This is a genomic window from Pedobacter hartonius, from assembly GCF_900107535.1.
Taxonomy (GTDB): domain Bacteria; phylum Bacteroidota; class Bacteroidia; order Sphingobacteriales; family Sphingobacteriaceae; genus Pedobacter; species Pedobacter hartonius.
Map to the genome: position 1 here is coordinate 485,529 of NZ_FNRA01000002.1, position 13,855 is coordinate 499,383.

At 41.5% G+C, this 13,855-nt stretch carries 12 protein-coding genes and 1 pseudogene; 4 read left to right on the forward strand and 9 right to left on the reverse strand.

Annotated features, from left to right (window positions below):
* Positions 1-21 precede the first annotated feature (21 nt).
* The 3 genes from infB to rimP all read right to left on the reverse strand — a co-directional run bounded on the left by infB (position 22) and on the right by rimP (position 4,954).
* Complete coding sequence (infB, locus tag BLW16_RS05660; protein WP_090555588.1) at positions 22-3,099, reverse strand: translation initiation factor IF-2; 3,078 nt, start codon at positions 3,097-3,099, stop codon at positions 22-24.
* A 152-nt stretch (positions 3,100-3,251) separates the two neighbouring features.
* Positions 3,252-4,487 carry a transcription termination factor NusA gene (gene nusA, locus BLW16_RS05665; RefSeq protein WP_090555589.1) on the reverse strand — a complete coding sequence of 412 codons (1,236 nt, stop codon included), beginning with the start codon at positions 4,485-4,487 and terminating at the stop codon, positions 3,252-3,254.
* A gap of 2 nt (positions 4,488-4,489) precedes the next feature.
* Positions 4,490-4,954 carry a ribosome assembly cofactor RimP gene (gene rimP / locus BLW16_RS05670; RefSeq protein WP_090555590.1) on the reverse strand — a complete coding sequence of 155 codons (465 nt, stop codon included), beginning with the start codon at positions 4,952-4,954 and terminating at the stop codon, positions 4,490-4,492.
* A 273-nt stretch (positions 4,955-5,227) separates the two neighbouring features.
* Here rimP and BLW16_RS24140 point away from each other — a divergent pair.
* Positions 5,228-6,154 (forward strand): annotated as a pseudogene (locus BLW16_RS24140) (Rpn family recombination-promoting nuclease/putative transposase).
* A 128-nt stretch (positions 6,155-6,282) separates the two neighbouring features.
* Here the strand turns inward: BLW16_RS24140 and BLW16_RS05680 are convergent.
* Positions 6,283-6,717, reverse strand: a complete 435-nt coding sequence (locus tag BLW16_RS05680; protein ID WP_090555591.1) for a hypothetical protein — start codon at positions 6,715-6,717, stop codon at positions 6,283-6,285.
* An 18-nt stretch (positions 6,718-6,735) separates the two neighbouring features.
* Between BLW16_RS05680 and BLW16_RS05685 the strand changes: the two genes are divergently transcribed.
* Entirely contained in the window at positions 6,736-7,080 is a 345-nt protein-coding gene (locus BLW16_RS05685) for a phage holin family protein (RefSeq protein ID WP_090555592.1), read from the forward strand.
* A gap of 175 nt (positions 7,081-7,255) precedes the next feature.
* On the opposite strand, the gene BLW16_RS05690 is transcribed toward BLW16_RS05685, so the two are convergent.
* The 3 genes from BLW16_RS05690 to panC all read right to left on the reverse strand — a co-directional run bounded on the left by BLW16_RS05690 (position 7,256) and on the right by panC (position 9,745).
* Complete coding sequence (locus BLW16_RS05690) at positions 7,256-8,395, reverse strand: acyl-CoA dehydrogenase (protein ID WP_090555593.1); 1,140 nt, start codon at positions 8,393-8,395, stop codon at positions 7,256-7,258.
* A gap of 115 nt (positions 8,396-8,510) precedes the next feature.
* The gene (gene panD / locus BLW16_RS05695) at positions 8,511-8,861 is read right to left on the reverse strand and encodes an aspartate 1-decarboxylase (protein ID WP_090555594.1); all 351 of its coding nucleotides are present in this window, start codon (positions 8,859-8,861) and stop codon (positions 8,511-8,513) included.
* Between the two features lie 44 nt (positions 8,862-8,905).
* On the reverse strand, positions 8,906-9,745 hold the full coding sequence (panC, locus tag BLW16_RS05700; RefSeq protein WP_090555680.1) for a pantoate--beta-alanine ligase: 840 nt from the start codon (positions 9,743-9,745) through the stop codon (positions 8,906-8,908).
* Positions 9,746-9,895: 150 nt separating this feature from the next.
* Here panC and BLW16_RS05705 point away from each other — a divergent pair, with 150 nt between their 5' ends.
* Positions 9,896-10,720 (forward strand): glycogen/starch synthase, encoded by an 825-nt coding sequence (locus tag BLW16_RS05705; protein WP_245735134.1) that lies wholly within the window; start codon positions 9,896-9,898, stop codon positions 10,718-10,720.
* Between the two features lie 23 nt (positions 10,721-10,743).
* Entirely contained in the window at positions 10,744-12,240 is a 1,497-nt protein-coding gene (locus BLW16_RS05710) for a DUF4270 family protein (protein ID WP_090555596.1), read from the forward strand.
* A gap of 72 nt (positions 12,241-12,312) precedes the next feature.
* Here the strand turns inward: BLW16_RS05710 and BLW16_RS05715 are convergent, their stop codons facing one another.
* Positions 12,313-12,738 carry a single-stranded DNA-binding protein gene (locus BLW16_RS05715; RefSeq protein ID WP_090555597.1) on the reverse strand — a complete coding sequence of 142 codons (426 nt, stop codon included), beginning with the start codon at positions 12,736-12,738 and terminating at the stop codon, positions 12,313-12,315.
* A gap of 14 nt (positions 12,739-12,752) precedes the next feature.
* Entirely contained in the window at positions 12,753-13,802 is a 1,050-nt protein-coding gene (gene mutY, locus BLW16_RS05720; protein WP_090555598.1) for an A/G-specific adenine glycosylase, read from the reverse strand.
* Positions 13,803-13,855 lie beyond the last annotated feature (53 nt).

Genomic DNA, 13,855 nt, shown 5'->3' on the forward strand with positions numbered 1-13,855 from the left:
TGATACTAGTATTTTATAAAATTATAATTTCCTTTTTACTTCTACCTGTTCGTAAGCTTCAACAATGTCGCCCACTTCAATATTGTTAAAGTTTTGGATGTTCAATCCACATTCGTAACCTCTGGCCACCTCTTTAACATCATCTTTATAACGTTTCAACGACGCCAGTTCACCCGTGTAAACTACCACACCATCTCTGACAATACGAATCTTGCTGTTACGCGTGATCGTTCCATCCAGTACCATACAACCTGCAATAGTACCAACTTTAGTGATTTTAAAGGTATCTCTGATCTCCACGTTCGCGGTAATTTTCTCCTGGAACTCAGGAGCAAGCATACCTTCCATCGCCGCTTTGATCTCATTGATGGCATCATAGATGATAGAATACAGACGAATATCGATTTGCTCAGCCTCAGCAAGTTTCCTTGCACCTGAAGATGGACGAACCTGGAAACCGATAATGATCGCATCAGAAGCAGAAGCTAACAATACATCGGATTCAGAGATCTGACCTACCGCTTTGCTGATGATATTGATCTGTATCTCTTCAGTTGACAGTTTCAGTAATGAATCCGCCAGTGCTTCGATTGAACCATCCACATCACCTTTAACAATCAGGTTCAGTTCCTTAAAGTTACCGATGGCCAAACGACGGCCAATTTCATCAAGGGTAATATGTTTCTGGGTTCTTAAGCCCTGCTCACGCATCAATTGTAAACGTTTGTTTGCAATTTCCCTCGCCTCAGATTCATTCTCTACTGCATTGAATTTATCGCCCGCTGTTGGTGCGCCCTGCATACCCAATACCTGTACCGGTACTGAAGGTCCTGCCTGGTCTACCTTTTGGCCACGTTCATTGAACAATGCTTTTACACGACCGCTATAACTACCGGCCAGGATCGGATCACCTACTTTTAGTGTACCGGCCTGTACCAGAACCGTAGTTACGATACCACGTCCTTTATCCAGTGTAGCCTCAATTACACTACCTGTAGCACGTTTATTAGGATTTGCTGTTAACTCTAACAGTTCTGCCTCTAATAATACTTTATCTAACAGCACATCTACATTCAATCCGCTTTTACCCGAAATTTCCTGCGACTGGAATTTACCGCCCCAATCTTCAACAAGAATATTCATGATCGATAACTGCTCACGGATCTTATCAGAATTTGCTCCTGGTTTATCAATTTTTGTGAATGCAAACACTAAAGGAACACCAGCTGCCTGGGCATGGCTGATTGCTTCTTTTGTTTGCGGCATCACTGCATCGTCTGCTGCAATAACAATAATTGCAATATCTGCAACCTTCGCACCACGTGCACGCATTGCGGTAAAGGCTTCGTGACCTGGTGTATCCAGGAAAGTAACCTTTTTGCCCGTTGCCGTAGTTACCATATAGGCACCAATGTGCTGGGTAATACCCCCTGCTTCACCGGCAACTACATTTGCTTTCCGGATGTAATCCAGCAGGGAAGTCTTACCATGATCGACGTGACCCATAATTGTAACTACCGGTGCTCTTGGAATTAAATCTTCCGGTTCATCTGCTTCTTCAATAATGCTGTCGCCTTCATCATCCGGTTTTACAAATTGTATTTCATAACCGAACTCATCTGCAACAATCGTCAAAGTTTCTGCATCTAAACGCTGATTGATGGATACGAACATTCCAAGGCTCATACAGGTACCAATAATTTTAGTAACCGGTACGTCCATCATGCTCGCCAATTCATTGGCTGTAACAAACTCCGTTACTTTCAACACTTTGGATTGCGATTCCAGTTCCATTGCAGCTTCTTCAGCTGAAAGGGCTACATCATCACGTTTACCACGGCGCAATTTTGCGCGTTGTGCAAATTTACCTGATTTACCGGCTCCGCTTAAACGTGCAAGCGTAGCTTTGATCTGGTCTTGTATTTCTTTTTCCGTAGGTTCTTCCTTAGGTCCGCCGGTTGTACCAGGCTTGCTGTTTCTAAAGTTAGGCCTGTTGGCTGTATTATTTGTGTTATTCCTGAAATCAGGCCTGTTCGTAAACGTAGGTGCTCCGGCAGGTCTTGCAGGAGTAGCCGGAGTGCTATGACTTCCACCACCTTGCTGTCCGGCAGATGCCTGATGGCCCTGGCCTCCTGATTGAGGGTGCTGCTGTCCGGGTGCTCCGGAAGCCTTTTTACGCTTGCGCTTTCTTTTCGCGTCATTACTCTCAGCTGAAGAAGCCACAGGTTGTGATTTTCGCTCAGGTGTTGTCGGCAAGACAATTTTACCAATAATGTTTGGTCCGGAAAGTTTCACTGAACGTGCTTTAATTACCTCGACTTCGTCGGGTTTATCAGCTTTCGGTGCCACTACATCTTTAACCGGTTCTGCTTTAACAACTGGTGATTCCACAGGTTTAGGTTTTTCTTCTATTTTTATTTCTTCCACTGGCTTAACTACCTCAGCTTTAACTTCAACAGGCTGTTCAACAGGTTTCTCAACCGGTTTCACTTCCTCCTGAACTGCTTTGGGTGCTTCCGGAATAACTTCTACAGGTTTTTCTGCCGGAACCTCTGGAGCAACCGGGGTTACCGGTTCTTCCTCTTTAACAACTTCCTGTACAGGAAGCTCTTCTTTTTTGGCAGGACGTGTTTTTGAGTTTAAATCGTCAAGATTGATTTTCCCCACAATTTTAACACCTTTCAATGCTCCTTCTTCAACCTTTTCAGGTTCCTTTTCTGCCGCCACTTCTTTAGCTGGCTGTGCAGGCACTTCTTCCTTGTGTTTCTCAACAGGAGGTGTATAGGAATGAAGGTTCTTAATTAAGATCCCTTCGTTTTCAAATTCAACATTTTTTCTAGGTGCTTCAGCAACTTTTTCTGTTACCTCAGGCTCATCACGACGTATTTTACCAATAACAATTTGATTGGCCTCTTCTTTTACGATTTTATCGCCCTGAAACTCCTTCAATAATGCATTATACATATCGCGGGAGAGTTTAGTAGTGGGTTTATTCTCAACAGAAAAGCCTTTCTTCTCTAAAAACTCAACGGCCGTAGCTATCCCTACGTTAAGTTCCTTAACTGCTTTGAATAAAATTATTGGTTTGTCGTCTGACATTGATCTCCTATTTTTTCTTAATTCTTATACAAAAGTAACGTTTATTCTTGTTTTTTCATCAGTACAAATTGTTTTTTATCAGTATGAAGATCGCACATTCCATGTCATCTTCACCCGTATGTATTTGTTTTTTAATTGACCAAGTTCAACGTCTACTCAAATTCTGACTGAAGGATGCTGATGACTTCCTTAATCGTCTCTTCTTCCAGATCAGTTCTTTTTACTAATTCGTCTACTGACAAAGCCAGCACGCTTCTTGCCGTATCACAACCAATTGCTTTCAATTCGTCAATGATCCAGCTATCGATTTCATCCGAGAATTCTTCGATATCCACATCCTCATCCTCTTCACCAGCTTCACGGTATACATCAATTTCATAACCGGTTAATTTACCGGCAAGTTTGATATTATGTCCACCGCGGCCAATAGCCAGGGAAACCTGATCAGGTTTAAGGTAAACTGAAGCATGTTTAGTGACATCATCCAGTTTGATAGACGTGATCTTAGCAGGACTTAATGCCCTTGTGATATACAATGATATGTTATTGGTGAAATTGATTACATCAATATTCTCATTTTTCAGTTCTCTTACAATTCCGTGGATACGGGAACCTTTCATCCCCACACATGCACCTACAGGATCAATCCTGTCATCATAAGATTCCACCGCTACTTTAGCACGTTCTCCCGGCTCACGAACGATTTTTTTAATCGTAATCAAACCATCGAAGATCTCAGGAACCTCAATTTCAAACAGACGCTGCAGGAATTCAGGAGCGATTCTTGATATGATGATCTTAGGTGTGCTGTTCATCATATCAACTTTCAGGATTACCGCACGTACAGTATCGCCTTTTTTGAAATAATCGGCCGGAATCTGTTCGGTTTTAGGCATCATCAGCTCATTGCCTTCGTCATCCAGCACAAGCGTTTCTTTTTTCCAGACCTGGTAAACCTCACCTGTCACGATCTCACCAACCCTGTCCTTATATTTCTTAAATATCTCGTCTTTCTCTAATTCGAGTACTTTAGAAACCAGTGTCTGGCGCGCGGCTAAAATTGCCCTTCTGCCAAAACTCTCTAAAGTGATCTGCTCAATGTAGTCGTCGCCAACTTCCATATCCGCATCCAATTGTTTTACCTCTGCCAGTTCAATCTCCAGATCGTCATCTTCAGAAAAGCCATCTTCCATGACCTTTCTTGTGCGCCAGATCTCCAAATCACCGTTATCAGGATTCACAATTACATCACAATTCTCATCAGTACCATATTTTTTGCGCAGCATACTGCGAAATACCTCTTCCAGCACACTGATCACCGTAGGACGGTCGATGTTCTTGAATTCTTTGAATTCTTGAAATGAATCGATTAAATTAATATTGCTCATTTTTATTTAAATGAAATTAAAACCTTTGTTTCTATTATATTATCAAAGTCAATACTGGTTTCAACCAGCTGTGCTTTTTTACCCTTTTCTTTTACTTTAGCTTCTATCGTAATGGATTTATCATTCATTTCCAACAATTTCCCTTCCTTTAGCTCACCGCCGGCTAATTTCATGCTCAGATCCCGCCCGATATTTTTCTCATACTGTCTTTTCAGCTTTAAAGGCTCCCCAACACCCGGAGATGAAACCTCTAAGTTATACGCTTTCTCTATCGTATTCTCTTCTTCCAGATGAAAACCAACGTGTCTGCTGATTGCCGCGCAGTCCTGAATACTGATCCCTTCGTCACCATCCACATGAATTATCAGTTTGTTGTTCGGCAACATCTTTACCTCAACTAAAAACAACTCCGGTCTGTCCGAAATTTTTTCCTCTATTAATTCTATTACTCTCTTCTCTACTTGCATAACCAATTTGCGGATAAAAGAAAAGAGGGGACATCTGCCCCCTCTTGCCCCTCTATTTCAGTGCAAATGTAAGAATTTTATTTCAAAAATAAAAACACTTCCCGTATTCTGGTTATCTGTTCGTTACCATCTAATTTACGAAGTTCCTCAGTAAATTTTGATAATTCTTATTAAAAGTTTTATACACATTCAAAATGTAACCAATTGTGTCAAATATTAATTTTTGTGATATTGAATTAATCATTTACGTTCGTCTTTTAATTCAAAACAAATATGAAAATCACGGTTACCCGTTTCCTTGATCCTTTGAGCGATTTCGGATTTAAACATTTATTTGGGTACGAATCAAATAAAGACGTATTAATAGACTTTCTTAATCAGCTGTTTAAAGGCCGGAAAGAAATTATTGATCTTACCTATAGTTCAACAGAACACCCCGGAGATCAAAAGAACAATAAGAAAGTTTTTTTGATTTACTGTGCATAGGAAAAGATGGCGAACAATTCATTATTGAAATGCAGAGAGCAGAGCAGCAAAACTTTAGGGACAGATCTGTATTCTATACCTCGAGGCTCATCAACGAACAGTTGCCCAAGGGGGAGCAGCCACTGGGATATAGAACTTAAAGAAGTGTACCTGATCGCTATCCTTGACTTTAATTTCAATAATAGTGCACCAGACCGGTATTTGCATGATGTAGCGCTTACCAATACCGGTACAGCCGAAATTTTTTACCACAAGTTAAACTATAAGTTTCTGGAATTACCTAAATTTGTAAAAACAGAAGATGAACTGGAAACAGATCTGGATAGATGGCTGTACTTGTTGAAACACATGAGTCATTTAAACGAAGCACCTGCTTCTTTAGACAAATATGTTTTTCAAAAAGTATTCAGTATCGCTGAAGTAAGTAACTTAACCAAAGAGGAGAAAGAAATGTACGATTCTAGTTTAAAAGCACAATGAGACTACGACAACTCTATCGCTTATGCAAAAGAAAAAGCTGCAGAAGAGGGCTTCGGAGAAGGTTTTGAAAGAGGTATAACACAAGGACTTGAGAAAGGTATTGAAAAAGGAGTCGAAAAAGGCAAACATGATAATGCTTTAAGTATTGCCAGGGAAATGAAACATGAAAATATCCCGGTCAGCCAGATAGCAAAATTCACGAGGCTTGAGGTTACGGAGATTGAAGCTCTTTAAATATGGAGTTGCCTGCTCATATTAACAGGCAACCCTTTTTAAGAAAAAATCAATAAGATATCCCATCCTCAGGTCAAATCATAATGATATTCCTGCTAAATAGATATGGCTTTCAGCAATACCTCTAATTAGCGTTTTAATATCATCTGCACAGGCTTCACCCTATTGTTTAACTTCCCGGTCAGCATCGTTGAAACATTTCCAAACTTCGCATTCAGATAGGAGATCACCCGGTAACTTCTCCCGACAACAAATGGTTCCGAAGGACTAAAGACTATCGTGCTGTCAGTTATATGGAGCGTTCCGCCGAGAGTGCGTTCAGCGGCTATAGAGTCGTTTTCACCAGATACCGGTATTACAGAGATCACATCTGAATAGGCGGTATCTATTCCCGGAGTATTTCTTACCTGCAACAATCCGGCAGGATCAATATCAGAGAATACTATAGATGCACTATCCGGAGAAAACCCGATCAGGATTGGCTTATTATTTGCAGGCGAACAGGAAATCAAACAAACCACCCCAATGTATACCAGTGGTAATTTAATCAGGTATCTACACATTTTATAAAACTAAACATTATGAGGATCATTATTGAAATTTTATTGATGGGCCTGGCCATGCTCCTGGGTTCATATCTTGTACCTGGGGTTCATATTGCCGGTTTTGGAACCGCTATTATTGCAGCGGTACTCATTGCACTCGCCAATGCTACTATTGGAATGGTATTAAGGCTTCTTACCTTTCCCATTAACTTTCTTACACTGGGACTGATGTCTTTCATCATTACAGTGCTGATGATCCTTTTGGTAGACAGCATCATGTCGGGATTTAACACTACAGGTTTTTTTGCAGCAGCCTTTTTAGCAATCATCGTGGCTTTGATCAAGGCTGTATTCGGAGCTATTGCAGGAAACGGAGATTAGCACAGCGCCTCTCAGCTTTCAGGCATTGATAGCGCTTCTAACGCTATAATAACTCTATAAGTGCGGTGCGACTGCGCTTTTTCGCTTCAAATAGCGCAGTCGCACCGCACTTATAGCTTATTTATAGCGCTTTTACTCTAATAAAGGCTTATTAGAACCTAAGTACGATCAATATCTATTTTAATATTTCCCTCGAGATCACCAGTTGCTGGATCTCAGACGTCCCTTCATAGATCTGGGTGATCTTTGCATCGCGCATCAGCCGTTCTACATGGTATTCTTTTACAAAACCATATCCCCCGTGTACCTGTACGGCTTCAACCGTCACGTCCATAGCTACTTTAGATGCATATAGTTTGGCCATTGAGCCGGCCAGTGTATAAGACAAGCCCTGATCTTTCAGCCATGCAGCTTTATAGACAAGCATTCTCGCCGCTTCGATCTGCGTGGCCATATCTGCCAGTTTGAAGGCTATAGCCTGGTGATCGGAAATCGGCTTCCCGAAAGATTTTCGCTGTTTGGCATAAGCGAGTGCCAATTCGTAGGCCCCGGCCGCAATACCCAGTGCCTGTGCGGCTATACCGATACGGCCACCTTCCAGCGTCTTCATGGCAAACCTGAAGCCGAAACCATCCTCTCCAATCCTGTTCTCTTTAGGAACCTTCACATCGTCGAACATCAGGGAATGGGTGTCCGAACCCCGAATGCCCATTTTATTCTCTTTAGGCCCCAGGGTAAAGCCTGGCATTCCCTTTTCTACAATAAAAGCATTTATTCCTTTATGTTTCAGTTCCGGGTGAGTTTGGGCGATTACGAGATAGGTGGAGGCGGTACTGCCATTTGTGATCCAGTTCTTTGTTCCGTTTAGCAGGTAATAGTCGCCTTTATCTTCGGCAGTTGTATGCTGGGAGGTCGCATCGGAGCCTGCTTCCGGCTCAGAAAGACAAAATGCCCCGATTTTCTGTCCGCTGGCCAGAGGAGTCAGATATTTTTCCTTTTGAAAGTCAGAGCCATAGGCCTCAAGACCATAACAAACCAGGGAATTATTAACAGAAATAACTACAGAAGCTGAAGCATCAACCTTAGAAAGCTCCTCCATGACCAGCACGTATGAAAGCGCATCGAGACCGCTTCCTCCATATTTTTCTGCCACCATCATGCCTAAAAAGCCAAGTTCACCCAACTTTTTAACCTGCTCTGCCGGAAATTTCTGGTGTTCATCCCTATCAATCACACCAGGCTTCAATTCGTTCTGCGCAAAATCCCTCGCAGCCTGCTGGATCATCAATTGTTCTTCACTTAGTTGAAATAGCATAATAATTATATATAAAAATTACATTTCACCAAATTTAGTATTTCCAAATGAAATTACTATGGTTGCATAGCATTTTTACTGAAAGCTTATTGCACTAACAAAAATAATTAAGAATTTATTTTAAAAGGCGGTTATTGTCATCCGGGAATACAAGTACCGGATGATACTTTTTTGCTTCTTCCACAGGCAATGAGCCGTAGGACATAATAATTAATATATCTCCCACTTGTACCAGCCTGGCCGTTGCGCCGTTCAGACATACCGTACCAGTACCTCTTTCACCTTTAATCACATAGGTTTCGAATCTGGCACCATTGTTATTGTTTACGATCTGAACCTTTTCATTGGCTATGATCTGGGCGGCATCCATCAGGTCTTCATCGATAGTAATACTACCTACATAGTTCAATTCTGCCTGTGTTACCCTAACACGGTGTATTTTCGATTTTAATATCTCGATAATCATGTTGCAAAGTTAGATAAAGTTTATTTGATTTGTCGCAAGTGTTGTCAGTTGAGCATCATGTTATCGATCAGACGGGTCTCGCCAACCTTAGCGGCAACCAGCGCAACAAGATGTTTTGCATTTTTATCATCTTCAGGAAGCAGGGTCTCAGGATCGGCTATCGTAAAATAATCAAGCGCTACGCCTTCAGTAACGTTGATCATGCGGGTAGCCTCCTTCAGCAGGTCCGCTATGCTGTCATGTTCAAAATGGTCTTTTACATATTGCAATGCCCGGCTAAGCACCAGGGCATTCTTCCTGTCCACCGGTGACAAATGAATATTCCTTGAGCTCATGGCCAGGCCATCATCTTCCCTGATGATAGGGCAGGAGATAATCTGTAAAGACAAGTCAAAATGCGCTGCCATATTACGGATCATCAGTACCTGCTGGAAATCTTTCTGTCCAAAAAAGGCCATATCCGGTTCCACTGCATCCAGAAGCTTTTTAACAATTTGGGTAACGCCCTGGTAATGTCCTTTTCTGAATTCTCCTTCAAGCAGAAATTCTGCATTCCCCAGATCTATGTGCCAGTGTTCCTGAACAGGGTACATCTCCTTGACAGAAGGCATAAATACATAATCACAGCCGGCCTCCTGTAACATTTCAATATCATGTTCCAGGGGCCTCGGATATTTTTCAAGGTCTTTAGGGTCAGTAAACTGTGTAGGGTTCACAAAAATGCTGCATACTACGATATCTGCATTTTGCTGAGCTATTTTAATCAGGGAGACGTGCCCTTTGTGTAAAGCGCCCATTGTAGGCACCAGGGCAATTTTTTGTTTTGCCAGTTTTCGTGGCTGCAGCAGCATTTTTAATGCGGCTATTGTGTTTATAACTTCCAAACCGAGCTTTAATATTTCGGTTGCAATTTGGGTATTTATATTATACCAACAAAACATCAGGCCAAGATATTGATAAATTTGAATAAATTGCTTACCTTTGCCCCTTGATTATCTTTTCTTTAACATAAATATTTATTCACAAATATGGAGATGGCAAAAACGAAGCTACTGATTGTTACACACGAGATGTCGCCTTTCCTCGAACTTACCAAAATTTCAGAGATTACCCGTCAGTTACCACAGGCAATGCAGGAAAAAGGATTTGAGATCCGTATTCTGATGCCCCGGTTCGGGAATATCAATGAAAGAAGGAACAGACTACACGAAGTGATCCGTCTGTCGGGGATGAACATCATGATTGATGATAATGACAACCCCTTGATCATCAAGGTCGCGTCAATCCCAGCAGCACGTATGCAGGTTTACTTTCTGGACAACGAAGATTACTTCCAGCGTAAGCACGTATTCAGAGATAAAGAGAATAAGTTTTATGCAGACAATGACGAAAGAACCATCTTCTTTTGTAAAGGTGCATTGGAAACTGTTAAAAAACTAGGCTGGGCTCCTGATATTGTACATTGCCACGGCTGGATGACCTCTTTAGTTCCTGCGTACATTAAAACTTCCTACAAAAACGATCCTACCTTCAAAAACTCAAAGGTAGTATATTCTGTTTATGAGAGCTGCTTCACAGAATCTTTAAATGCTGACATGCACAAAAAAGCAGTAATGAACAACATGACTGCTGATGACACGAAAGTATTTGAAAATCCTACTTCCAGTACCCTGCACATTGGTGCGATAACTTACTCTGATGCGGTAGTTTTAGCTGATGAGAATATCGAAGCTGATGTGTTAAAATTTGTTAAAGATTCCAATAAGCCAACTTTAGCTTTTAATTTAACCGAAAATTTCGAGAACTTCTATTCGTTATATGAAGAGATCTCGAGTGAAGAATTGGTTTCAATAGCATAAACTCAGGTATTATTAAATTAAATATGAAATTTTCAAAACTAGACTTATTGACCCTGTTGATAAGTCTTTTTCTTTTTTCGTCTTGTAAAGACTCAAGCAGCATTGGTTTAGGAGTAGATTCCGCCAGTGCGGTGTCGGGAACGCTTATTGATACGGCAACGGTAATATCAAGAACGCTGAAAGACGAAGCGACACAAACTTTTTATGGTGCAAGTTCGGCCGGTAACCCCGTACGGTACCCGCTTGGAATGATGAAAGATGCAACTTTCGGAACAACTACAGCCAGTCTGGCTATGTCTGTCAATCTACCCTCAAGCGCAGCCTATAGTTTTGGTACCACGGCGGTAAGCATTGATTCTGCAGTACTGGTACTGGCATACGCTACAGACTCTACTGTCTACAGACAGAGAGAATTTTACGGAGACAGCACGTCTATCTATAACATCACAGTAAGCCAGCTTTCAGACAACCTGTCTACCCAGGGTTCCTGGTTAAGTACGAAGACTTATACTTCGGGCGATTTGCTGGGCAGCTATTCAGGATCCATCAAACCCAATACGAAAGGCAAAATAACAACGATAGTAACGGGCGGGGCAGATTCACTGATTGCCGCTGTACCACAAATAAGGATAAAACTGAATAATGAGCTGATAAGAAGTAAGATAGTAGCCCTGGATTCGATAAATCTAACATCAAATGCTAAGTTCAATCTTGTTTTCAAAGGTTTAAAGGTTACCGCCACTACCAACGGGAACGGCGGGATTGCATTCTTCGACTTTGCTAACGGAAATTCCAACCTGGAGATCTATTACAAACATCCGAATGCTACAACCGCTACTAATATAGATACGGTAAGCACCAAATTTCCTATCAGTACGGTAACCAATCCGGTTGCGGCAACGGTTACCCATGACTATACCAATACGCCGGTAGCAACGCAGATCAATACTCCGGGAGAGTACCAGGTGACCTACCTTCAGGCCATGAACGGAATCAGAAACAAGATCAGTTTCCCTTATTTAAAAAACCTTGTTGCAAGCCTGGGATCAAAAATAGTGATCAACAAAGCGGAACTCGTAATAGATACCAGTGACCCTGCAGATTCAATTCCCTTCAAAATACCGCCGCGTCTTGCCCTATACAGACTGGACATAGCTGGTCAAAGAATAAACGTTGCGGATAACAATCCTTATTCGCAATCAAATACATCTGGTGATCCGCGTCCGTATACTTCTGGAGTTGCTTTTGATGGTTATTACAGGTACGTCAAAAGAGGTTATCTGCAGAACAGCTATTCATTCATCCTGACAAATTACATTCAGGACCTGATAGACGGAAAAGTTATCGATTACGGTACTTATATCGCTCCCATATCCACAACTGCCGTCGCCAGTACACTTGCCAGTTATGCTTATCCAACCCAAACGTCTGCAGGACGGGTAGTCATAGGATCTTTCACCAATACCAATAACAGAAAGATCAGGCTAAACATTTATTATGTGAAAACCAATACTAAATAAGATTTAGAAAACCTATAAAACAAAAAAACCGCTCAAGAGCGGTTTTTTTGTTTTATAGGTTCCCTTCGGGCGTTAAAAAGGAAGATCTCCTGATACTTCTTCAGCATCAAGATATTCATTTTCGCTTTTAGGAGTCGCATTGCTGTTCACAGGCGTATTTTCAAAATCACTTTTGCGGCCAAGGATCGTGAAATTTTCAGCAACAACCTCAGTCACATATTTCTTGACCTTCTCCCTGTCCTCGAACGAACGCGTTCTTAGTTTTCCCTCTATATAAACGAGTTTCCCCTTTTGCAAATATTTGGATGCTACTTCAGCCAGCCCTCTCCACAGCACAATATTGTGCCATTCCGTCTGCTCCACCCGCTTGCCGTCTTTATTATATGTTTCTGATGTAGCTAATGGAAAGCTGGCAACGGTTACACCACCATCTAAGTGACGAACTTCAGGATCCTTGCCTAAATGTCCTACTAAAATTACTTTGTTAATACCTGACATGAATTTGGAGTTTACTATTCTTTAAAATAGTTGTTAATAAATTTGGTTAGAATTTTTGGTTGCGGAAGTTCGTCAAAATCAGCCCATGAGACCCACTTTGCTTCTGCATTATTATTAAAGTTAATGATATAATTACTTAAAGCAAAAAACTGAACGTATATTATTTGGTGAGTCAGCAAATGTTTTATTTCCATCAAGGGAAGAACTACAACATTCTCACCAAAGTTTTGTTTAATATTATTAAAAAATTGTTCATTTTCAATACTGGCGACCTCCGCAGTTTCGATGTTGGGAAAGTCGTATAAATGCTGCCAGATGTCATCATAAATCCTTTTATTCACCAATATCTCATCGCCATTCCGGCAGATAAAATAATTAATATGACGCGTTTTAACACTCAGCTTTTTCAGCTTAACAGGAAGCGCAGCAATCAGATTATTATTTTTTGCATAACAGGAAACCTGCAGGGGACAGGATGGACAGTCGGGAGATTTTGGCTTGCATTGCAATGCCCCGAATTCCATAATGGCCTGGTTGTACAGGGCGGGATCTCCCGGATCAATTAAAGATTGGGCAAGTTCAGAAAATTGTTTTTTACCCTGGCTGCTGTTGATCGGTGTATCTATACCAAAATACCGGGCGAGCACGCGGAACACATTGCCATCCAGAACGGCCTTTGCCTCCCCGGAAGAAAAAGATGAAATTGCCGCCGCGGTATATTCACCTATCCCCTTCAGTTTAATCAGGTCATTGTAGCGGACAGGAAAAATACCCTCATGTAACTCCAGGATCTGCCGGGCAGTAAATAACATATTACGCCCGCGGGAATAATACCCCAGTCCCTGCCATAGTTTGAGGATCTGGGTTTCTGTGGCCGCGGCGAAATCTGACACGGTAGGATAGGCCTCAAGGAAACGGTTGAAGTAAGGCATTCCCTGCTCCACTCTGGTCTGCTGTAAGATAATTTCCGACAGCCATATTACATAAGCATCCTGCGTATCTCTCCATGGAAGGCTTCTTTTGTGGGTTGAATACCATCTTATAATCTCTTGCTGAAATGCCATAACTGCAAAAGTACATTGTAATCTATTATTTATTCAAAATTTAATATTTTCGG